This window comes from Halomonas qaidamensis, assembly GCF_025917315.1.
Classification (GTDB): Bacteria; Pseudomonadota; Gammaproteobacteria; order Pseudomonadales; family Halomonadaceae; genus Vreelandella; species Vreelandella qaidamensis.
Map to the genome: position 1 here is coordinate 3343214 of NZ_CP080627.1, position 21902 is coordinate 3365115.

Below are 21902 nucleotides of genomic sequence, written 5' to 3' on the forward strand. Positions count from 1 at the left end.
TAGGAGAAACAGCGATGGGTCCTTTTCCTCATGACGCCCCTAAAGTAACCATTAGCGATGCAAACCCAGCAGGTACGGATGGCTTCGAATTTGTTGAGTTTGCCCATCCCGAGCCGGAAAAATTAGACAGCCTATTTCGGCAAATGGGCTTCATCCCCGTTGCAAAACACCGTAGCAAGTCAATTACCGTTTATCGTCAGGGTGATATCAACTACCTGCTTAACAGCGAGCCTAACTCTCATGCGTCAGCGTTTATTGAAGCGCACGGCCCCTGTGCACCAGCAATGGCTTGGCGTGTTGTTGATGCTCAGCATGCCCTAAAACGTGCTGTTGATTTAGGGGCTGAAGAGTTCACCGGTAATAAATCCATTGATGCACCGGCAGTTGTTGGTATTGGCGGATCGCTGCTTTACTTTATTGATACGTATGGTGAAAAAGGCAGCTGTTACTCAAACGAGTTTGAGTGGTTAGATGAGGAAGATCCTAAGCCTAAAGGCTTTGGTTTTTACTATCTTGATCACCTCACTCATAACGTTATTCGCGGCAATATGGATACGTGGTATAAGTTTTATCACGACACCTTTAACTTCCGTGAAATTCGCTACTTCGATATCACTGGTAAAGTCACCGGCCTTACCAGCCGCGCATTAACCTCCCCCGATGGCAAAATTCGTATTCCGATTAATGAAAGTGCCGACGATCACAGCCAAATTGAAGAGTACTTACGCGAGTACAACGGCGAAGGCATTCAGCATATTGCCATTGCAACCGATGATATCTATACCGGCACTGACTTAATCGCTGACGCGGGGCTTGAATTTATGCCTGGCCCGCCGAGCATTTATTACGAAAAATCGCTTGAGCGCGTCAAAGACCACCAAGAGCCTCTCGATAAACTGCGTAACCGCGGCATTTTGATTGATGGCGAAGGTGTCGTGGGCGGTGGCGAAACCAGAATTTTGCTACAGATTTTCTCAAAAACGGTGATTGGCCCGATCTTCTTCGAGTTTATCCAACGTAAGGGCGACGATGGTTTTGGAGAAGGCAATTTTAAAGCACTTTTCGAATCCATCGAAGAGGATCAAATCAACCGAGGCGTGTTGCAAGGCGCTACTGAATAGCAGTAATGCTGAATAATAAACCGCCACAATAACAACATTAGCGATGCCAAAAAGGAACCACTGTGCACGACGCTTGGCGTAACTATGCGAATGCCCCCCAAGCGGGGGCTACTGTTTGCTCTTCTCACCTTATAGAAGAGGGCACTTCACGCTGCTTAGAAATAATAAGTAAAGATGAACCTTTCCCTGTCATTGTAACGCGCATAGAGGGTGAGATTTATTGCTACGTTAATGCCTGTCCCCACCAGTATTTACCGTTAAATTATCGCTCAAACAGCATCATTTCATCAGATAAAAGCCGTTTGCTATGCAGCGCCCATGGCGCAGCATTTGATAGTAAAACAGGCAACTGCTTAACAGGCGCATTCGATAACCTTGACGCAATACCCGTCTTTGAAGACCAACAAGGGAATGTATGTATCGGGCCTTTGCCTACATGAGTAAGTAATGCCTTATGGGGCCAATCCACTTACTAGAAGAAAATAGCTCCCTAGCCACGCTGGTGGTCATCCATTAGGTGCGACTCGCTGCCTTCACGAAGGCGCTCGATAGAGGCACTGCCCTGCTTAGATAAAGCCGCCAGGCGGTCAATTTGCTCATCCAACCGAGGCAGCGCTTCCTGGCGATAGGTTGAGAGATCATCAATGGCACCCATCACCTCACCGAAAGCGTCTTCCAGCATTTGCATATCGAGCATCGCTGAAGAAGCCCGTTTCTGAATATCCACGCCCTGCTGACGCAGTGCCTTGGCGGTACCGCCAATCATCTGTGAGGTCGTGGTATTAAGGGCTTCAATGCGGTCCAACACTAGGCGCTGGTTGGCCATGCCCATAGCCACAGTGACCGCAACGGTGAGCGCCGAGACGGTGACGTTAATGGCTCTATCCACACCACGCATCAGCTCTCGGTTGTTGCGAATGATGACTTCTAGCGCCAGCACGCCTTGCTGGCTAACGGCCAGCTGCTGCTGAAGGTCGACGATGCGCTGACGGAGAGGAAAGAGCAGTTCTTCTTCAAGGAAATGACGCCGTGGATCATCAACAGCACGTGTGTCGATGTCATCCTTCAAGCGACGGTCAATCAGACGACCCAGCGTCACTTGGCGGTTCAATTGGTTCAGAATATCCCTAAGGGCTTGCTGGTCATCATTTAAGGTGAGGTTGTCGCGATGCAGCATGTCGCGACCACTCTCTAACTCGTCAATGATCGCATCAAGCGCCTGCTGAGCGTTCTCAAATTTGCGGAAGTAGCGTTGCAGGCGGCTGTCGAGGCCAGGAATAATCGCCATCACGCGATCAAGGGCACTGGGTGCCAAGCGGTGGCGGGCAGGGTCAAGCCCTTCCATACGCCCACGAAGATCGGTCAGTGCCTTGGCGACTGGCCCGCCTTCGTCGCCTTGATGCGCCAGCTGTCGTAATGGTGTCTGTAGCATGGCGCTGCGATGAGCCGCTTGCTGCTGCAGCTCAAGCCCCATCTCATCGACGGCACGGCGCTGGCTAACAACCGACGCTTCGTCACCCTCGGCAAGAATTTCCGTGACAAAGCGCTCAGCCATGGCCTCAAGTTCAGGATCGACACCAGAATCATTGGAGGTGACCGCGTCAGCAATCTCCTCAACTGGCGGTAAAGAAAGACGACCTGTGTCATCGGATGGCTGAGTCATTGGCATCTCCACTGTTCTTAAAAATCATTCTTAAAAATCGTTCTTGAAGACGGTCTTAAACACCCGTCTTGGAACCATATGACAACTCCGCGAACGAATTACTCCTTGCGCGCATAGCGACCCGCACCTTCGACGAAATGGCGCAAGTCCTCTAATGCTTTCTCGGTAGTGACAGCTGCCTGGGGGCGTGCAGTTTCGATACGCGCCATAGAGACGGCCGTGTCGTCGAGTACGGTCAATGCCGACTCCACCTGAGCAGAGAGCTCCTGAAGCCGCTTTTCAGTCTCGCTAAGCAGATCCAGACGCCGCATCAGGGCGGCCCGCTCTTCTGTACTCAATCGATGGCTTTCCCGGGTCAGGCGGTCACGCACATAATTACCGTCCACACTTGCCACGCTGCGCGCTTGGGAAGCCATGGTAGTAAGCGTATCCACCGAACCGAGGCACACTTGCGCGACTAAGCTTTGCGAGCGCTCAAAGGCCAGCTCACCACGTTGGAATCGGCCACTGAGCACCTCCATGACATGGTAGTAACGGCTATAGAGGCGGTCAGCCAGGATCGCCAGATCAGAACGATGAACATCAAGCAAGCGCTGTTTGGCTTGGCACATTGCCATTACCAAATCATCGGCTCCCTCGGGCGGCGCTGCCGGGTCGAGCACCAACACGCCAGCTTCATGAGCATTGCGCGCTTGTTGAGCACGGCGCTGTTGCGCTTTGGCGTTAATCTCGGCCTGCTGACGGCGCGCGCGACGGCGAGCTAGCCAGCCTCTCAAGGTTCGCTCAATGGGCAGTGCTACCGGGATGGCGACAATCCCCGCCAACCACCCCAGCAAGCTTGGACTGAAACCGCCCCACAGTGAGGTCAGCCACAGCAACATGCTGATGAAAGGCACTGTCAGGCAATAGCGCAAAATGACATGCAGCCGACCTGGTGCCGCCACCGGAACTGCTAGGCCAGGGTTGAAGAGCCCTACCAGCAACCAGGGCAGGCAGGTCATAAAAAGACCATAAGAAAATCCCTGCAGGAATCCCAACATTGCTTCGGCTACCTATATTCGTGGAACGCACATGACAAGACGTAAATACCCAGAATAGTACCACTAAAACAGGGTAACCAAGGTGAGACGTTGATCACTAGGAGGCTAGAAAAAGTTACAGATGACGATCCAAACATCTGCTCACTAGGCTGCTTCTATTTAGCAAACGCTCTTGGCGTGATCGGCACTTAACTCCTACGTTGTTTTAAGGACGGTTGTAAAAATAGACGAATAAAGCTGACCATAAAGGCACAGGGAGATGTAGCGATGGATGCATTTGCGAGGAAGCTGGGCCTCAAGACAGATCCCGTCATTTTTTTCACCTCTGCAGGGATCATGATCATTTTCCTGACGGCGCTTTTGATTGCGCCAGACGCGATAGGTGAAGCTTTCGGCGCAGGGCGGCAGTGGATAGTTACTAACCTTGGCTGGTTCTTTATTTTAGGGGTAACGAGTTGGGTAGCATTCTTGCTGTGGGTAGCGCTCAGCCGTTATGGGGTAATCCGCCTGGGTGGCAATGATGCGAAGCCGGCCTATACCAATATTTCCTGGTTTACCATGCTATTTGCTGGCGGTATTGGCACAGTATTGATGTTCTGGGGGGTAGCAGAGCCTATCTCCCACTTTGCAACGCCCCCTCGGCCGGATGTTGAGCCCTTCTCGGTGGACGCCGCCGACGATGCCATGAGCTTTTCTATCTACCATTTAGGGCTGCATACCTGGTCGATTTTCGCCATGCCGGGGCTGGCGTTTGCGTACTTCATTTACCGCTACAACCTGCCGATGCGCTTCAGCTCAGTGTTCTACCCGCTGATAGGCGAGCGCATTTACGGCCCTGTTGGCAAAGTCCTCGATATTTTTGCCATTCTAGGCACCCTGTTTGGTGTGGCGGTTTCTATCGGTCTTGGTACCCAGCAAATCAATGCAGGGCTGACAGAACTGTTTGGCGTGCCAGATGCAGTGACGACGAAAGTCATCATCATCGCCGTTCTGACGACTGTCGCCGTGGGATCGATCGTCGCGGGGCTAGATGCCGGCGTGAAACGGCTTTCCAATATCAATATCGGCATGGCCGTCGGTCTGCTAATGTTTGTGCTGTTTACTGGCTCGACCGTTTTCCTGTTGCGTGCTGTTGTCGAGACCTTTGGCCTCTATATAACGAATCTGCTTCCCATGGCGTTCTGGAACGACACGCTGGCCAGATATACCAGCAATGACGGCAGCGGCTGGGGATGGCAAGGCAGTTGGACAGTGTTTTATTGGGCCTGGACAGTAACGTGGTCGCCTTTTATCGGGATCTTCGTCGCACGCATCTCCCGTGGGCGAACCATCCGCGAGTTTGTCCTTGGGGTGCTGTTCGCACCTTCCATCTTTACACTGATCTGGTTTGCGATCTTTGGCTGGTCAGCAATGGAAATCGATGGGATTGGCGCTGAAGCCCGCGCAGCCCTGGGTGCTCAAGCCGGCACATTGTCAGCTGCCGTCGGCGAAAGCATTCCCCTCGCCATGTTCGCATTTTTCGAGAACTTCCCAGCCGCCACCTTAATCCAGGGCTTGGCAGTGGTGATCGTCGCCATCTTCTTTGCCACCTCATCAGACTCCGCATCTCTGGTCGTCGATATGCTGTGTACCGGCAGTTCCGATCCTGGCCCTTGGCACCAGCGGGTATTTTGGGGCGTCTCTGAAGGCATGCTAGCGGCCATGCTTATTGTACTAGCGGGCGATGCTGGACTGACTGCCTTGCAAGAAGTGATTACCGTGGTTGGCCTACCGATGTTTATTCTAGTGTTCGCCATGATGTTCTCTTTATTCCGTAGTCTCGGCCATGAGGATCTTAGCGAAGTTCGTGTCGGTGCCCCACCCAGCCCAAAGGAGTTACGGCCAGATGACTAGGTAATGCAGTGCCTTTTGACACCATCAAGTAGTGTTACGATTCAGGCGGTTGTAAATAGCCTAAGTTCCCAAGGCCTCATCAAGCTGTCTATCATTATTCAAAACCAACTGAGCATCTGAATAACTTAGACTGCCAGTCTATGACCGGAGAACTCCATGCCATCCCCCCTCGTGACGACCCAATTTTTGTTCTGGATGGGGGACTGCCACAGTGGCTAGCCGAAAAGCGGGACGTTGTTGCTGCTATCGCTGTACGACGGTTCTTGGGCAGACTGGGGACGTGATGAATCACTCCCAGTGGCTTAGGTTTTGTATGAATGGCTCTGGCCAATAGCAATGGATGCTTCACAAACCTCTACGCAAACAGGAACGTCGTGTACAAAATTTATTCAACGAAGAGGGTGGTGCTAGATTGAAACCCTAGTCAGTTTCCTGATGCCTTTTTCGATGGCCACGGTTTTCTATATGGCTATACAAAACTCATTGCTAGTAGCTCACAAGGGGACTATGGTTGCCCCCAATAAGGCCCCTATCGGTGAGACTGCTACGCAGTCACATTGCTTAGGGGCTTTTTATTGATCCTGTAGCCAAAGCTTTGTGCCGAGGCAGCGCCTCAGCCATCAACACCGCTGAGGTTCTATTTGTGGCTGCAGGAATTCGGGTGGACACAAGCTCACCTTGGTCGGCCTATCATTTTTGGTAACACGACGTTGGCCTCTTGGTTGCTCGCAACCTACGCTGGTTTTTTTATTTTCTGGCTACCACCAATCCTTCCAGTCTTCCGTAATCCTCATCCCGCTCAAATTCAGCTTCCTCGATGAGCGCTGCTATGGAAACTGTTCCAGATGTTCAGCCAACCGATTATGCCACTGGGTGTTCGGACAAATCGACGTCACCAGCATGCGTGTTGTAGCTAACAGCAGGAACAGCTTGAAACGAGTAGCACTGAGGCGGTAGTAGCCTACCCGCTGCAGATAATTCCGTCGGTGACCACCAAACCTCGGGAGTTGAGCAGTGAATCGCCCCGGTTATTCCAGGGACTGGTTTGTTTGAGTCAGACAGCTTCACCCGAAGGTGAAATACCTCCGTTTTGAATAAGCCGATTATGGTCTCAGCCAGCGCACTGTCGTAGGAGCCGCCAGTGTTGCCGACTGAGGCATCGATACCCTCATCAGCCGTACGCTCTGCGTAAAAGATCGAGAGATACTGGCTTCCCCAATCACTATGGTTAGTGATGTAACGCACTTAGGCGTGATTTACGTTACAACACGACTAAGCTGACAACGAGTTAGTAGCAATACCCGATAAAAAGAGGCTTTAAATTTTTAAATAACTTCAAAAAGCCCGGCAAGATTATTGATGCATTGGCATAACTGAACGGATAGGTGCCACCACCTCTATACCATCTCCGTTATCAAAAAATAGATTTAAGCTGACTGAACCGCCTGTATTAACAGGTTGACTTAAGCCAATTAACATCAAATGCAATCCTCCGGGGGCAAGCGTTACTTTCCCTTGAGCAGGTATTTCAATCGCCTCCACCTGACGCATCTGCATGACTTCATCTATCACGACATGATCATGTAACTCTGTATATTCTGTGATGCTATTTTGGGCCTCTATCAAGCGTACTGGCGCATCACTTTGGTTATACAGCGTCATAAAAGCAGCTGTCGCAGGTGAACCGGGCGGTACCTCTCGTACAAAAGGATCTTCAACGATCAGCGAATCAGCTTGTACAAACGAAGTAAACACTATTGCGCTTAACGCTAGTACAGTAGAACGAACGCTTAACATATTTCATACCCCCTATTGAGCTATTATTTCATCTCAGTGGAAACCATATAAAAAAACGCCTGGGATCAGTATTTATGCGTTAGCGCCTTAGGTATCAGCTAATTGGAGGGCTTGAGCGAACTGCTCTTCATTCAACGTTTCACGCCAATATTCCACACAGCTAGAGCGCATCATCAGCAAATCGGATTCCAGCTGACCAATAAACGCTGCCTTTTCAGTACGCACTCCAGTGTTAGCACCACTGAGAATCATTTGGCGCAGCTCGTTGCGCTGAGCAACCACAAGATCTTCCAATGCCTCTCGTTCTGCAGGGCTCTTAGCCATCCAATCTTTCAAAGCAGACCGCTGCTCACTATCTAGCTGCAAGTGGTCAGCATTTCGTGCGATTACAGGGGTCAACATTACAATAGGGCTAGAAAGCTCTGAAACATCACGAGAATCACTGACAGTTTGTGCAGTAGCAACACTTACTCCCAAGGGGACAATGAAGGTAGCTGCGAGTAGAAATTTAATAAAAAGCATAATGTTATTCCTATAGAGAATAAAAGAACACTTTACGACTCTGTAGCCTTTTCCGTAATGCGAGAGATTGTCGCACCTGCAAGTTAGCCGACTGCCATTTGATGGGCAGTGCACTGAAGCGAGACTGGCTATTTATAATGCTTTGTCCTAGGTGGGCTGGTCGAGATCGGGGCGATTCTCCCTGTCGACGCATTCACTGTATTGGATGCAAAAAGCCGTCAATAATTATCCAAAAATTAAATTGACGTACAAACCTTGTATCGATAGCCTGTGGCTGGTTTATTTTAGCGAGAGACTGTTTATGTTTTCTTTGCTCCAGCGGCTTACTGTTGCATTTTCTTCCGAGCCTACTGATTCTTCAGAACTCTCGCACACAGATACTTTTACGTCTCTCTTCGATGCATTGCCAGTGGCCATCTTACAACTAGATCGTTACGGCAATGTTCTGAAAAGCAACCCTTCTGCACAGCAACTGTGGGGTAAGGAAGCGTTAGTAAGAGGTGATTGTCGGCCCATAATTCCTGGCCTAAAAACTGACACCAGTGCTGAACAAATTTTAGAAAGCGTAGATGTCACAGGACAAAGCTTCACTGTTAGTGTCACCGTAGTGCCTTATAAGGAAGGGCTCCTAGCAACCACCCAATGCCTGCCGTCGTTACCTACCAATCACGCTCAACAGGCGTTAGAAAAAGCGCTAGATGCAGTCGTTACCATTGATGCAAAGAACCACATTGTTTTTTTTAACGATGCCGCGCAACAGCTATGGGGTTACCAACGTGAGGAAGTACTAGGCCACAACGTCAAGATACTGGTACCGGAAGAGCACCGCAACCAGCATGACGAATATATCGGACGTCATCGTCGTACTAGGCAAAACCGCATTGTTGGTAGCAGTCGTGATGTGGTGATGCGTCGCCGCAACGGCGAAACTATCTGGGTCAATATTTCTCTTTCTGAAGTCATCGTAGAGGGTGAAACTTGTTATACCGCTTTTGCTAAAGATATTACTGACCAGCGCCTTCTTAAAGAGCGCCTCAACCAAACATTGGAGCAGGCTTTAGACGCTGTTGTTAGTATCGATAACCAAAATAACGTCACCTTTTTCAATGGCGCAGCTGAAAAACTGTGGGGATATAGCCGCCAGGAAGTACTGGGGAAAAACGTTAAAATGTTAGTACCACAGTCAATTCAGCCGAATCATGACGCTTATGTAAATGCTAATCGTGGGGGTGGAGATAATAAGATCGTGGGCTTCACCCGAGAAGTTCCAGTTCCCCGTAAAGACGGCGAAATTCGTTGGGGAAGCGTTACGTTATCTAAAGTAAAGCTTGGCACAGAAACTCACTATACAGCTTTCTTTCGCGATGTGACTGCCGATGTCAATCTGCGCCGCGAGATGGATGACAAAATGAGCAAAGTAGATGAAGCGAGCCAAAAAATCAGCGCTTTGGTCGCGTCAATTGATGGCATTGCTAGCCAGACAAACTTACTGTCACTCAATGCCGCTATCGAGGCCGCTAGGGCAGGAGAAGCCGGCCGAGGGTTTGCAGTTGTTGCACAAGAAGTGCGCCGGTTGGCAGAGAGCTCATCTAATGCTGCCCGTAAGGTCAGCAGTAGCGTTGAAATAACGCGTAGTTTGCTTGGCGAATTAAAGGAAACGCTGAAGCATCTAGCTGAAAAAAAATAGCGTGAACAACTTATACTCCAATGCGTGCGCTACCCTACCTAAGTTTTAGCCAGTAGCGCACTGGCATCCTTCTACACGCTATTTTTCATATGTTCATCGAATGAGTCATACCTCCAACCTGCTTAGTGTGCTGTTTTGACAGGCCTCGCATAAGGAACCGTTAGCCCTTACTGGCGTGTACCTCTTTTTCCCTACGCGATGATTAAGTTCCTCGCCACCGCAGCTGCCCTAGACAACTTCTGATCAAGCACTAGATGCGACAAACCGTCATCCTTGATATCGCCACTTCCGTTTGTGGCTTCAGCCTCATTGCCTGTACAATAATTAAGTTATAAGAATATTACTTAAAGCGATATAGGCTTGTGTTTTATCACGTGCGCTTTGCCGAGTGAACGCTCGCAAAGTACGGATATCGCGTCATGCTCTCGGAGGTCGTCATGGAGCTCGATCCGCTAATTTTATCCCGCTTGCAATTCGCGTTTGTCGTTTCCTTTCACGCTATATTTCCTGTGTTTACGATTGGCCTAGCATCTTATATTGCTGTTTTACATGGCTTATTTTATAAAACAGCCAACCAAGCATGGGATCGTTTAGCTCAGTTCTGGACCAAGGTGTTTGCCGTAGTGTTCGGTATGGGCGTCGTGTCGGGTATTGTGATGTCCTTCCAGTTTGGCACTAACTGGAGCAACTTCTCGTACGCTACATCGAACTTCCTTGGTCCTATCCTCAGCTACGAGGTGGTCACCGCCTTCTTCCTTGAGGCAGCCTTTTTAGGCGTTCTTCTCTTTGGCCGCAACAAGGTGCCGCAGGGAGTTCACCTATTTGCCGCCATCATGGTGGCTATCGGTACGTTCATCTCGTCTTTTTGGATTCTTTCCGCTAACAGCTGGATGCAAACGCCGGCAGGCTATGAGCTGATTGATGGTCGCTTCCATATTACCTCGTGGCTTGAGGCCATTTTTAACCCGTCGTTCTGGTACCGCTTCGCGCACATGGGCATGGCATCGTTTCTCACCGGTGGTTTTGTGGTGGCTGGCGTTAGCGCGTGGTACCTGTTGCGCAACCGCGATGTAGAGGCTAACAAGAAAGCGCTCTCCATGTGCCTATGGTTACTGCTCTTTTTAACACCCGCGCAGGCATTAATCGGTGATTTCCACGGGCTAAATACCCTGGAGCATCAGCCAACCAAAGTGGCGGCCATGGAAGGCAACTGGGAAACCCGCTCTAACGTACCACTGCTGCTTTTTGCACTGCCTGATCAGGAAAATCAAACCAACCGGTTTGAGCTTGGCATTCCCAATATGGCGAGCATCATCCTCAAGCACAGCGCTGATGGTGTGATTCCAGGACTTTCCGAGGTAGCTCCTGAAGAACAGCCACCGGTAGCGCTAGTGTTCTGGTCTTTCCGCGTGATGGTTGGCATTGGCTTTTTAATGATTGGCGTGGCCCTTCTGGGGCTAATACTGCGGCGCAAAGGGCGCATTTTTGAGAGTCCCCTGTTCCTGAAAACACTGGTGGCGATGATTATCACGCCGTTTGTGGCCGTGCTTGCAGGGTGGATCGTGACGGAAGCAGGCCGCGCGCCATGGCTGGTGTATGGGGTGATGACCCACGCACAAGGCTTAACGCCGTCACTCACCGGCGCGATGGCGCTGTTTACGCTAATTGGGTATGTCGCCGTGTATAGCGTGGTGTTTGTCGTCGGCGTGTACTACCTCACCCGCGTAGTACGTAACGGCATGCACGACGACCCCATTGAAGTTAAAGGAGAAGTTGAGCGTCCTAAGCGTCCGTTTTCTGCCGCGCACACCCCGTTAGATGATGACTTAGGCGATCGCACCGCAGGAGCAAACGTATCATGAGTATCGACTTAGCCTTAATCTGGGCGGTAATCATCGGCTTTGGCGTGATTATGTACGTCATTATGGACGGCTTCGATTTGGGCCTGGGGATCCTATACCCCTTTGCCCCTGATGAAGATTCACGCGATGTGATGATGAACTCTGTCGCCCCCGTTTGGGACGGTAATGAAACCTGGCTGGTACTCGGTGGCGCTGGGCTTTTAGGCGCGTTTCCGCTGGTCTATTCGGTCTTCTTACCAGCGCTCTATATTGGCGTGTTTTTGATGCTTGCCGGGCTGATTTTCCGCGGCATTTCCTTTGAGTTTCGCTTCAAGTCGCACAAAAACCGCCGCTGGTGGAACCGCGCTTTTTTCTTAGGCTCGGCTATCGCCGCCTTTGCTCAGGGCGCCGTGGTGGGGGCCTATATTCAAGGGTTTGCCGTTGAAGATTTTCGCTACGTCGGCGGCGCACTCGACTGGTTAACCCCCTTCACCGTGTTAACCGGATTAGGATTAATGGCCGGCTATGCGCTATTGGGCGCTACTTGGCTGATTATGAAATCAGAGGGCCATGTGCAGCAGTGGGCCTATGCCATCACGCCTAAGCTGTTGCTGACGGTCTTGGCTGTGTTTGCCATTGTGAGCATCTGGACACCGCTCGTCAGCCCTGAGGTGTATAGCCGCTGGATGGATACGTTCCAGCTGATTTGGATCTTCCCTGTACTGGCCTTGCTCTGTTCAGGTTTGGTGTACCGTTCGGTCAAGCGCCAAGATGAAGGGCTACCTTTTGTCATGGCGTTAGGTATCTTCCTGTTTACCTACCTGGGTCTGATTGCCAGCAAATGGCCAGTGATTGTGCCGCCTAACTATACCATTTGGGATGCTTCCTCTGCCCCAGAGTCGCAGCTGTTCTTACTGATCGGCTTCTTGTTTGTGATCCCTATTGTGTTGGCCTACACCGCCTGGACCTACTGGGTGTTTCGCGGCAAGGTCAAAGTGGGAGAAGGCTATCATTGATGCTTGCTACTTCAATCAGCAGGGCGTAAACACATGACAATAGGTCCGCGCGTTGCTGCATGGTTTATGCGCTTTCCCATGCTCAGTGGTTTCATGCTGCCCTTAGTCGTCGGCCTGCTGATTGTCACTTTGTATCAGTCGCTCACACAAGATATGGACCAACGCGACCACTTAGGCCGCACTGAGCTTTTCCGTGCGGTTGAGATTAGCGATAACGACAGCATAGCGCGCCTCATACGACAAGGCGCAGCACTGGACAGGTCAGACAACTGCGGTTGGTCGCCGCTGATGAAGGCCGCCTCGCTCGGTAACGTTGCCGCCCTGGATCAGCTCTATCAGGCAGGTGCCCACATAGAGCATCACGACGACAGTCACTACACCGCGTTAATGGTAGCCGTTGTAAGTCGCCAAACAGCGGCAGCGGCATATTTGTTAGCGCAGGGGGCTCAAGTAGATCAGCAAGATACGCTGGGTTGGACAGCGCTGATTTGGGCTGCAAAGCAGAATGACCACCCCACAGCGCAGCTACTTTTAGACCATGGCGCAAACCCGTTACAGGCCGACCACAAAGGCCAAAGTGCACTGCACTGGGCGGCAATGGAAGGGCACGACGATATGGTCCTATTTCTCAGCAGTACGCTTTAACGACCTAAGTAAATAAGGATACAGCGTGAATCTATGGCTATGGGCGTCTAGTATTTTCATCGCCAGCATACTGGTCGCTATACTCTTTCACTGTTTTCATCAGCGCTTGCGCCAACAGCTTACCCCCGCCCATGAAGCCGTGATTGATGGAGAGAATACATACTCTCCCAATCGACAAACCATACGTTTTACGACGATGAATGGGCTCACATTAGAAGGATGGTGGTTTACCACGACGCATGAGCAAAAGGGACATGCGATATTAACCCATGGCTGGGGTTCTAATCGTACTGCCCTTCTACCGTTAGTTCCCGTATTGCTGGCGGCCGGATGGAATGTATTGGCATTTGACGTGCGCAATCATGGCAATAGTGATGAGGATACCTTCTCCTCAATGCCTCGTTTTGCAGAGGATATTGACGCTGCACTCGCCTGGTTACATAGCAACTATGATCGTCGTGCTACGGCACTGATTGGTCATTCAGTAGGGGCTGCTGCCACGCTGCTAGCTGCGTCACGCCGAAGCGATATAACCGCTGTTGTTAGTATTTCGAGCTTTGCTCATCCAGCAGACATGATGAAGCGATGGTTAGCAGAAAAAGGCATCCCCTTTTTTCCCCTAGGCTGGTACGTACTTCACTATGTGGAGCGAGTGATTGGATATCGGTTCGATGCTATTGCTCCACTGCATACATTAGCGCACATCTCTTGCCCTGTACTGTTAGTGCATGGCGACAGTGATTGCGTAATACCTCAAACAGACGCTTATAAATTGGCGAACCAAGGGGGTAACGCTGTTCTGCGTTTAGTGCGTGGAGGGCACGACTTAACACCAAGCATGACGCAGCACAGTGATGAACTGGTGGCATTTTTACAGGCATCTGTCGCTTCGAAGGAAGCGATGTGCCTCGCAAGTTAGCCTTCAGTTCATCACTTTCTTGCTAACGTACTATCTACACCCATTATCAGTCGCCTGGGCCACATTCCATGCAACGCTCAGTAATGCTTGGCCCTTGCTTTAGATTAGCCTGCAAATCACGCAGCCCCGACCTTACGCCTTCTTCAATAACAGGATGATAAAAGGGCATTGCCAACATTTGGCTAACGGTCAGCTTTTGCTCTAAGGCCCAGGCAAGCAAGTGGGCAATATGCTCCGCGCGAGGCCCTAACATTTCAGCCCCTAAAAAGAGCCCGCTGCCGTGCTCTGCGTAAAGCGCTAAATAGCCATGGTTTTCACCCATTACGAGCGCCCTGCCTTGGTCGTCAAACGACACGCCGCCTTCGGCAATACAGTCACACCCGCCGTAGCGCGCCTCTAGCGCTGCACGGCTCTCCCCCACAATGGCCATTTGCGGCTCGGTAAACACCACCGCGAGCGGCACATTACGCTGCCCCACTTGCACATCATCTAGGCGGGCGGCATTGCGTCCGGCAATTTTGCCTTCGGTGATCGCTTCATGGAGTAGCGGAACGGACTGGTTGGCATCGCCCGCGATGAAGATAGGGCTATGTGTGTTGTCCTGAGCTAAACACTGCGTGGTGAAACGATTAAACCGAGGAACACCACGCTCATCTAGCGCTATGCCTGCTTTCTCGATATCCAGCTGATCGACGTTAGGCTTACGTCCTGTTGCGGCTAGCACGTAGTCAAATATTTCCGTGATTTTTTGTCCGCTGTCCCGCTCATAGAAGGTAATGGCGACGCCATCGCCTTGGTGCTCAACCTGCTCAATGGTGGCATCAGGGTCTAGGTAGAGCTCTCGATTGAATGTTTCATCGGCCAGTTGCCTAAGCTTGTCAGACTGAAACGGCCCCACAGCACCGCCAACACCAAAGGTACGTGTGCGCACACCTAATCGACTAAGCGCCTGCCCTAGCTCCATTCCAATAACGCCCGGCCCCACCACCGCTACGGAGGCTGGCAGCGCATCCCAATCAAACACATCATCATTGATGATTAAGCGGTCTCCAGCCCCTTCCAGCAAACGTGGCCACGTTGGTCGAGAGCCGGTGGCAATGATAATGGCGTTGGCTGTCAGTTGGGTATGGTCACCAATGGCGAGCGTGTGTGGGTCGATAAACCGCGCGTGCCCCTGCAGGCGGTGTGACTCGGGAATCGACTTCATGGAGGACAACACATTGCCAACGAAGCGGTCGCGCTCGCCTCTAACCCGAGCCATCACCGCATGCCCGTCAACCGCCACCTCGTTAATGGTGACACCGAACATTCCTGCATTTCGAGCGCTGTGGGCCGTGTTTGCAGCTGCGATCAGTAGCTTAGAGGGCATGCACCCCACCCGAGCACACGTGGTGCCATACGCACCGGACTCTATTAAGACAACATCATCGGTGTGCTTACGCGCAGCATGCCAAGCACTAAGCCCAGCGCTGCCCGCACCAATAATGGCGACCTTCGTTTGCTGTTGTTGCATAACGCGTGTTCCTCTTCCTTCAGCACAGTATGTTTAAGCGGCGGGTAAAGGGCGGCCGACACGGGGTATTAAAAACACTCACAGAAACATCATTAGTCACTGTGTTAGGCGCGCACAGTAAACTAGCAAGTCGCCCCACTCGCCGACTTAAGGGAACGAATCTCGAAACGTTAATCCCAAGCAGCTCCCTCCAGCGCATCCAGTGGAATTTTTAAATAACGCTTACCGTTGGCCTCTGGCTCTGGCAATCGGCCACCTCGGGCGTTCACCTGCAAAGAGTGCAGGATTAGCTTAGGCATCGGTAGTTCGCTATCACGTTTATGACGTAAAGCGACATAGTCCGTTTCACTGACACCTGCTAGATGCGGGTTGCAATCGCGTTGCTCCGCCACCGTACTTTCCCACTGAGGCTCTCGACCATCGGGCATATAATCATGGCCGGTAAACAAGCGAGTAGCGGCTGGAAGCGCCAGAATTTGCTGAATAGACGCCCATAGCACGCTGGCATCTCCGCCGGGAAAGTCCGCTCGTGCAGTGCCGAAATCAGGTTGAAAGAGCGTATCGTGAACAAATGCCGCATCGCCGATCACATACGTAATAGACGCAAGCGTATGGCCTGGGGAGTACATAACTCGAGCCTTTAGCTCGCCAATTGTGAATGTATCGCCTTCGGCAAACAACGTATCCCACTGGCGTCCATCGGTGGGCATATCAGGCCAGTGGTAAATCTCTTTCCACAGCGCCTGCACCTTGGTGACGTGCTGGCCAATCGCCGTTGGAGCGCCGGTTTTTTCTTTCAAATATTGTGCTGCAGAGAAGTGATCAGCATGAGGATGGGTATCCAGTATCCACACCACTGATAAACCTTTTTTATTGATATAGGCCAGCAATTCGTCAGCATGGTGGGTCGCCGTTGCCCCTGATTTCTCATCAAAATCTAAGACAGGGTCGATAATGGCACACTGCTTCGTTACGGGGTCACTGACCACGTACTGGACGCTAAAGGTGCGCGGATCAAAAAAACCGGCAACATCAGGCGTCCCCATGGCGGTATGATCAGAATGCGCAAAGATATTCATGCGTTATTCTCCCTAAGATTGGCTGAAAAGCGGCGTAATGACTGACCGTAGTCAGCCATTTGCTCATCATCAACAGCGGTTAAACGGATTTCTTGCAGAAGTACCAGTCGGTGTATTCGTAGCCTTCTGATTGACGAGCCTCAGCATCGTGAGTCGTGTGGGGAGGCGGCACGATAACGGGTTGACCCGGCAACCAAGCTTCAGGCGTTGCAACGCCATGCTCGTCACTGGTTTGTAATGACTTAACCAAGCGAAGCACTTCCTCTACGGAGCGGCCATTACTCATTGGGTAGTACAGCATCGCCCGCAAAACGCCTTCTGGATCAATTACAAAGGTGGCACGTACCGCCGCTGTATCACTAGCGCCTGGCTGAATCATGCCGTAGGCGTTGGCCACTTTCATGCTCAAATCAGCAATGATCGGGAAGGTAATCTCAACACCAAAGTTCTCCTTGATGCTGCGGGTCCATGCGATATGCGAATGGATACTGTCGATAGACAACCCCAGTAACTCTGTATTCACCGCGTTGAACTGATCAGCGTAGTTTGCAAAGGCCGAAAACTCTGTGGTGCATACCGGCGTAAAATCAGACGGATGGGCAAAAAGAACTAGCCACTTCCCACGATAGTCACTTAACGACTTTTCACCGTGTGTTGTTTTAGCCGTGAAATCCGGAGCCGGACGGTTAATCTGGGGCATAACGGGCTGAATAGTATCGTTCGACATCATCAATTCCTGTAGGATCAAATCTATTTGCAGGAATAACGATAGCTCATTTTGTTATATATAGCGAATAGACACGCCCTATTGCTGCAATAGAGATGCTCGTCTCCAGCATGCACTACGGCTAACGTCTTTTTACCTATCAAATGCAGCCAGCACAGATCCAGCCTTGCTAAAGCCTAGTCAAATGGAGCTAACATAGCTTTTTTAGTAGAAATAACGCTGCTGTGAAGATGGTTGGAGAAGCATCTCATAACGATACCTACCACAGACAAAAATTTAGCGCATGCTGATGCGGGACTTTTAGCGTGGGTATTAATCGATACTAAGGTGTGTCTAAATGCCTCATGCAAAAAACTTATGTATGCCCTAAGCTTCCTAAAGAGAAAATAATATTATTTCCTTAGGTCATTTTGGCCTTAATATCGAACGTCTTACGAAAAGCACTATGGTCGAGATAGTAAATCTTTTTTTCAGTGCCGTGCTAGCTCTTAGTAGCATGAGCTAATAGTAGGCGTAGATACCTACAAAGTAACCAAGTAACCCACAGATTGGCTTTCGATAGGAATAATATGTACGGCGCTGTAGAGAGTGAGTCGCTATTATTTTTTAGGGAGACTAAGCAGACGCCTTGCTTATTCTATCCCTATCAATAGAACGTAATTCAGCATTAGTACTTATTTTATGATAAGGAGATGATCGCATGAGCAGTAACAATACTATTGGCCTGAAAAAAGCTAGTGCTAGTCAGGTGGCCAAGAAGCTCAACGAGCTACTTGCTAACTATCAAATTTTCTATATGAACGTGCGTGGATATCATTGGAATGTAAAAGGTCGTCAGTTTTTTCAGCTTCATGAGAAATTTGAGGAGCTTTACACAGACCTGCTAACTAAGGTCGATGAAGTTGCTGAGCGCATTCTCACTCTTGGCCACCAACCAGTACATGCCTACAGTGATTACGTCAAAATTGCCAAGATCCAAGAGGATAAAAATGTCCAAGACGGCGAGACATGCGTACGTGGGGTACTCCAGGGCTATCAGGTCTTAATTGAGCTACAGCGTGAGCTTCTATCATTGGCTTCAAATGCTGAGGATGAAGGAACAGCTGCCCAAGCCGGTGACTATATCCGCGAGCAGGAAAAGACCGTGTGGATGCTTACTTCTCACCTCTCGTAGTAAAAGTAAAAATTGATCACAACCACGCCCGACTCAATATTTTTCGTGGTTGTGGTCGAAGAAAGGTAAGACTGTAAGATTAAAAGCAATGAGGATTATCACCTCATGCTAGAAACCTTTATTAATTTATAAAAAATAGCTGTTAACCTATTAATGGAAACTAGAGTGAATTTTTCAATGGGGAAATAAAATGAATTCTAGCGTTCACGCTTCTCGACTACAAAACTTTCCAATCTCATGGTTTTCTCTTATTATGGGAATGACAGGATTTACTATTGCTTGGCACCGAGCAGAATCCTTGTTCAATATTACAATAAAAATTAGCCCAATTCTTCTTACCACCACTTTAGTCATTTTTGTTGTCTTGCTAGCACTTTATATTACTAAAATAGCAAAGTATCCAAGCCAGGTTAAATCTGAACTTTCTCACCCCATAAAGCTTAACTTTTTTCCAACTATATCTATTGGAATAATATTATTAAGCATTGCTTTTTTGCCATACAGCAACCGAGCTTCCTTCATTTTATGGTGTGTTGGTGTAGTACTTCATCTTGGTTTCACGCTGTATGTTCTATCAGCTTGGTTGCATCAGACCCATTTTGAAGTTACCCATATAAACCCAGCTTGGTTTATTCCTATCGTGGGAAACATTCTTGTACCTATTGCTGGCATAGAGCATGCATCACTTGAACTTTCATGGTTTTTCTTCAGCATCGGGCTTATTTTCTGGGGTGTACTTCTGACCATCATTTTCTATCGAATGTTCTTTCACCAGCCCTTGCCCGCCAAGCTGCTGCCTACGTTATTCATCCTAATTGCACCACCAGCGGTGGGATCCATGTCGTGGTTTCAACTGGTAGGGGAAATCAACGCATTTGGCCGTATCCTCTATTATATCGCTCTATTTCTTACCTTAATGCTACTAACTCAAACAACGCGATTTATAAAGCTTGATTTTTTCTTATCCTGGTGGGCTTATTCATTCCCAATGGCAGCTATTACCATTGCTAGTTTTTTGATGTTTGAACAGCTACAACTACCATTTTTTAAAGTGCTAAGTCTCAGTCTTTTGGGGTTATTAACACTTTTGATTAGCATGCTTACAATAAAGACTTTCCAAGCTGTACGTATACGGTCAATCTGTGTTGAAGATTAAAATAAACGACATCACAGCCATATTAGCGATAGCGGGCTTCAGCGCCGTCTTGAGCCGAATACTGACATACTGACGCCCGCCCACCTGCAAAAGCATGGTCTATGATCATGAGACGCGAAATGACTCATCATGTAGAAATCACCCAAAAAAACCGGCTTCGCCATTTGTTTTTACGATCCACATAAACCGTGGCAACGGAGCCCATAAGAGAGTATTGATGGCTCTATTCGCCAATATTTACCGAAAGGAACTGATCTCTGTGTGTAACCTAGGGCGAGCTAGATGAGATTGCTTTCGAGCTGAATATACGCACCCACAAATACTTTGAACCCGAAATATCCAATGGAAGTGAAGAGCGAGCTAATGGCTAAGCACCGTGAAAGTCCAATCCACCCGCTATTTAATAATGTGTGTTGCAATCAGAGTTTGCATCCGCCCCGGTAAAACGTTTTAGGGTGGCTAGCAATGTGCCGAAAATGCGCATCTACCCAATTTATATTGCTTAACCTCAATATACCAAGAATGGATAAATTTGCCTTTTTTGAGCAAGCTAATAATCACAAAATGTTACGATCGATTCCTGCAGTGTTATTAGCCGCATCAGCTTTACAAGGAAATGTTGATAGTAATAAGCCACTTAGGAGGGCTGGGCGGACTATACGGTTAAGTTGATCAACATCGCTGACGCTACTCGTTACATGCAACAGCTGCATGGATGCTTGTTAAATTTGGTAAAGTGGCTCAATCATAGCAATTTTTCTTAGGTTACATTTTATGCAAAAGCTCTCCATCATCTTGGTTGAGGATGAGCCAGGCGACGCTGGCTTAATTCGCTATAACCTAAAGTTCAGCGGTGGGGAGCACGATTTCCACTGGGTCACTAGTCTCGAAGAACTCGACACGCATCTTAGAGCAATGACAGCTGCTCCTGACGTTATTCTCCTCGACTTGAATTTACCTGATTCAAGCGGGCTTGCTACTGTCTCACGCTGCAAGGCAATGGCTCGCGAGACCCCTATTGTGGTGTTAACTGGCCACGATGATATGGATTTCTCTCTTCAAGCCTTAGAGGCCGGCGCCCAAGACTATCTGATCAAAAACGACATAGCGGCAGCCGCCCTTGTACGTGCTATACGCTACGCAATGGAGCGACACCAGCTAGAACGGCGCTTACAAGAATCTGAACAGCTGACGATGGCCGCTATTGAAGGCGGCAACCTTGGCATTTGGGAGTGGAACTTAAAAACAGATGCCTGCTATACCAGCGAGCGACTGCTGAATAATCTTGGGTTCGATGCTGACGACGAAACCGTACCGCAAACGTTAGCGCAGTGGGTGGTACGCGCGCACCCTGATGATGCAGCCTCTATCAACCTAGCACTCGAACGCCATGTTAATGGAGAGGAGAAGCGTTACCAAAGCGAATTCCGTGTGAAACACAAGCTAGGACACTGGGTCTGGGTATTCGAATCTGGTCATTTGATTAGCTGGGATGCAGGAGGGAATCCGGAGCGTGTGGTCGGTATCCAGCAAGATATCACCTCACGTAAAGACATGGAGGAACAGCTGCGCAACCTGGCTATGCATGACCCACTAACAGGGCTTTTCAACCGACGTAGTTTCATGGAAGCCATGGACAGCGAATACGGCCGTGTCAAACGGAGTGCCAATTATCACACCACTATTTTAATGCTGGATATTGACTACTTTAAGTCCGTTAACGACACCTATGGCCATTCAGCAGGCGATGACATTCTCAAAGCCTTTGCCCATACAATCGCCGATAAGCTGCGTGAAAACGATGTATTCGGTCGTTTAGGTGGTGAAGAATTTGCTATTTTACTTCCCGATACGGGTTATGACGGCGGCACTCATGTAGCAGAAAAAGTACGCGCCGTCGTTGAAGCCATGCGCGTGCAGTCAGGGGAAGAAGTCATTGGTGTCACTACCAGCATTGGTGTCGCCCTGCTATCTACTGACGACAAGCGGCCTGATGGCGCCATCGCCCGTGCAGATGCGGCGCTTTATCGCGCCAAACAGAGCGGCCGCAATCGCGTTGAACATGATGAAGGTACAACTGACGCGCCAACAGCGCCGGCATAACACATT

18 protein-coding genes and 1 pseudogene are annotated in these 21902 nt (G+C 49.8%); 11 read left to right on the forward strand and 8 right to left on the reverse strand.

The genetic code is table 11. The features are described 5' to 3' along the window. The first annotated feature begins 14 nt into the window (after positions 1-14). Positions 15-1121 (forward strand): 4-hydroxyphenylpyruvate dioxygenase, encoded by a 1107-nt coding sequence (gene hppD, locus K1Y77_RS15030; protein ID WP_030070948.1) that lies wholly within the window; start codon positions 15-17, stop codon positions 1119-1121. A 62-nt stretch (positions 1122-1183) separates the two neighbouring features. Next, positions 1184-1561, forward strand: coding sequence for a Rieske (2Fe-2S) protein (locus K1Y77_RS15035; RefSeq protein WP_030070950.1), 378 nt, complete (start codon positions 1184-1186; stop codon positions 1559-1561). A gap of 50 nt (positions 1562-1611) precedes the next feature. Here the strand turns inward: K1Y77_RS15035 and K1Y77_RS15040 are convergent, their stop codons facing one another. After that, the gene (locus K1Y77_RS15040; protein ID WP_030070952.1) at positions 1612-2784 is read right to left on the reverse strand and encodes a toxic anion resistance protein; all 1173 of its coding nucleotides are present in this window, start codon (positions 2782-2784) and stop codon (positions 1612-1614) included. 98 nt (positions 2785-2882) lie between these two features. Next, positions 2883-3785, reverse strand: a complete 903-nt coding sequence (locus K1Y77_RS15045) for a cobyrinic acid a,c-diamide synthase (RefSeq protein ID WP_232222349.1) — start codon at positions 3783-3785, stop codon at positions 2883-2885. A 306-nt stretch (positions 3786-4091) separates the two neighbouring features. Between K1Y77_RS15045 and K1Y77_RS15050 the strand changes: the two genes are divergently transcribed. After that, the gene (locus tag K1Y77_RS15050; protein WP_030070956.1) at positions 4092-5717 is read left to right on the forward strand and encodes a BCCT family transporter; all 1626 of its coding nucleotides are present in this window, start codon (positions 4092-4094) and stop codon (positions 5715-5717) included. A gap of 1068 nt (positions 5718-6785) precedes the next feature. Here K1Y77_RS15050 and K1Y77_RS15055 read toward each other — a convergent pair. The 3 genes and pseudogenes from K1Y77_RS15055 to K1Y77_RS15065 form a co-directional block, all read right to left on the reverse strand. Further along, positions 6786-6953: pseudogene (locus K1Y77_RS15055) on the reverse strand (IS3 family transposase); the annotation flags it as partial. Positions 6954-7070: 117 nt separating this feature from the next. Next, on the reverse strand, positions 7071-7514 hold the full coding sequence (locus K1Y77_RS15060; RefSeq protein ID WP_030070958.1) for a copper chaperone PCu(A)C: 444 nt from the start codon (positions 7512-7514) through the stop codon (positions 7071-7073). 87 nt (positions 7515-7601) lie between these two features. Beyond that, entirely contained in the window at positions 7602-8036 is a 435-nt protein-coding gene (locus K1Y77_RS15065) for a hypothetical protein (protein WP_051690126.1), read from the reverse strand. A 205-nt stretch (positions 8037-8241) separates the two neighbouring features. On the opposite strand from K1Y77_RS15065, the gene K1Y77_RS15070 reads away from it, so the two are divergent. The 5 genes from K1Y77_RS15070 to K1Y77_RS15095 all read left to right on the forward strand — a co-directional run bounded on the left by K1Y77_RS15070 (position 8242) and on the right by K1Y77_RS15095 (position 14144). Continuing rightward, positions 8242-9723, forward strand: coding sequence for a PAS domain S-box protein (locus K1Y77_RS15070; RefSeq protein ID WP_320055270.1), 1482 nt, complete (start codon positions 8242-8244; stop codon positions 9721-9723). Between the two features lie 437 nt (positions 9724-10160). Next, on the forward strand, positions 10161-11585 hold the full coding sequence (locus tag K1Y77_RS15080; protein ID WP_030070963.1) for a cytochrome ubiquinol oxidase subunit I: 1425 nt from the start codon (positions 10161-10163) through the stop codon (positions 11583-11585). Continuing rightward, positions 11582-12580 (forward strand): cytochrome d ubiquinol oxidase subunit II, encoded by a 999-nt coding sequence (cydB, locus tag K1Y77_RS15085; RefSeq protein ID WP_264429293.1) that lies wholly within the window; start codon positions 11582-11584, stop codon positions 12578-12580. Before K1Y77_RS15080 ends, cydB begins: the two co-directional genes overlap by 4 nt. A 33-nt stretch (positions 12581-12613) precedes the next feature. Continuing rightward, entirely contained in the window at positions 12614-13225 is a 612-nt protein-coding gene (locus K1Y77_RS15090; RefSeq protein ID WP_264429295.1) for an ankyrin repeat domain-containing protein, read from the forward strand. Between the two features lie 25 nt (positions 13226-13250). Further along, a complete protein-coding gene (locus K1Y77_RS15095; protein WP_264017473.1) occupies positions 13251-14144 on the forward strand; it encodes an alpha/beta hydrolase in 894 nt (297 codons plus the stop codon). 46 nt (positions 14145-14190) lie between these two features. Here the strand turns inward: K1Y77_RS15095 and K1Y77_RS15100 are convergent, their stop codons facing one another. The 3 genes from K1Y77_RS15100 to K1Y77_RS15110 all read right to left on the reverse strand — a co-directional run bounded on the left by K1Y77_RS15100 (position 14191) and on the right by K1Y77_RS15110 (position 17463). Continuing rightward, positions 14191-15657 carry a dihydrolipoyl dehydrogenase gene (locus K1Y77_RS15100; RefSeq protein ID WP_030070972.1) on the reverse strand — a complete coding sequence of 489 codons (1467 nt, stop codon included), beginning with the start codon at positions 15655-15657 and terminating at the stop codon, positions 14191-14193. 170 nt (positions 15658-15827) lie between these two features. Further along, complete coding sequence (locus K1Y77_RS15105) at positions 15828-16736, reverse strand: MBL fold metallo-hydrolase (RefSeq protein ID WP_030070973.1); 909 nt, start codon at positions 16734-16736, stop codon at positions 15828-15830. Positions 16737-16815: 79 nt separating this feature from the next. Continuing rightward, positions 16816-17463, reverse strand: a complete 648-nt coding sequence (locus K1Y77_RS15110; protein WP_030070975.1) for a peroxiredoxin — start codon at positions 17461-17463, stop codon at positions 16816-16818. 700 nt (positions 17464-18163) lie between these two features. Here K1Y77_RS15110 and K1Y77_RS15115 point away from each other — a divergent pair. From K1Y77_RS15115 to K1Y77_RS15125, 3 genes are all read left to right on the forward strand, one after another. Continuing rightward, entirely contained in the window at positions 18164-18637 is a 474-nt protein-coding gene (locus K1Y77_RS15115) for a Dps family protein (protein WP_030070977.1), read from the forward strand. A gap of 190 nt (positions 18638-18827) precedes the next feature. Next, positions 18828-19793, forward strand: coding sequence for an SLAC1 anion channel family protein (locus tag K1Y77_RS15120; protein WP_030070979.1), 966 nt, complete (start codon positions 18828-18830; stop codon positions 19791-19793). 774 nt (positions 19794-20567) lie between these two features. Continuing rightward, the gene (locus tag K1Y77_RS15125; RefSeq protein ID WP_051690130.1) at positions 20568-21896 is read left to right on the forward strand and encodes a GGDEF domain-containing response regulator; all 1329 of its coding nucleotides are present in this window, start codon (positions 20568-20570) and stop codon (positions 21894-21896) included. The last annotated feature ends 6 nt before the right edge of the window (positions 21897-21902 follow it).

Bases quoted from the DNA above. Each gene is read 5' to 3' on its own strand.
- K1Y77_RS15125 (WP_051690130.1), top strand. From the start codon at position 20,568: ATGCAAAAGCTCTCCATCATCTTGGTTGAGGATGAGCCAGGCGACGCT.
- K1Y77_RS15100 (WP_030070972.1), bottom strand. From the start codon at position 15,657: ATGCAACAACAGCAAACGAAGGTCGCCATTATTGGTGCGGGCAGCGCT.
- K1Y77_RS15065 (WP_051690126.1), bottom strand. From the start codon at position 8,036: ATGCTTTTTATTAAATTTCTACTCGCAGCTACCTTCATTGTCCCCTTG.
- K1Y77_RS15090 (WP_264429295.1), top strand. From the start codon at position 12,614: ATGACAATAGGTCCGCGCGTTGCTGCATGGTTTATGCGCTTTCCCATG.
- K1Y77_RS15050 (WP_030070956.1), top strand. From the start codon at position 4,092: ATGGATGCATTTGCGAGGAAGCTGGGCCTCAAGACAGATCCCGTCATT.
- K1Y77_RS15080 (WP_030070963.1), top strand. From the start codon at position 10,161: ATGGAGCTCGATCCGCTAATTTTATCCCGCTTGCAATTCGCGTTTGTC.
- K1Y77_RS15115 (WP_030070977.1), top strand. From the start codon at position 18,164: ATGAGCAGTAACAATACTATTGGCCTGAAAAAAGCTAGTGCTAGTCAG.
- K1Y77_RS15070 (WP_320055270.1), top strand. From the start codon at position 8,242: ATGCAAAAAGCCGTCAATAATTATCCAAAAATTAAATTGACGTACAAA.
- K1Y77_RS15040 (WP_030070952.1), bottom strand. From the start codon at position 2,784: ATGACTCAGCCATCCGATGACACAGGTCGTCTTTCTTTACCGCCAGTT.
- cydB (WP_264429293.1), top strand. From the start codon at position 11,582: ATGAGTATCGACTTAGCCTTAATCTGGGCGGTAATCATCGGCTTTGGC.
- K1Y77_RS15045 (WP_232222349.1), bottom strand. From the start codon at position 3,785: ATGACCTGCCTGCCCTGGTTGCTGGTAGGGCTCTTCAACCCTGGCCTA.
- K1Y77_RS15120 (WP_030070979.1), top strand. From the start codon at position 18,828: ATGAATTCTAGCGTTCACGCTTCTCGACTACAAAACTTTCCAATCTCA.
- K1Y77_RS15105 (WP_030070973.1), bottom strand. From the start codon at position 16,736: ATGAATATCTTTGCGCATTCTGATCATACCGCCATGGGGACGCCTGAT.
- K1Y77_RS15060 (WP_030070958.1), bottom strand. From the start codon at position 7,514: ATGTTAAGCGTTCGTTCTACTGTACTAGCGTTAAGCGCAATAGTGTTT.
- hppD (WP_030070948.1), top strand. From the start codon at position 15: ATGGGTCCTTTTCCTCATGACGCCCCTAAAGTAACCATTAGCGATGCA.
- K1Y77_RS15110 (WP_030070975.1), bottom strand. From the start codon at position 17,463: ATGTCGAACGATACTATTCAGCCCGTTATGCCCCAGATTAACCGTCCG.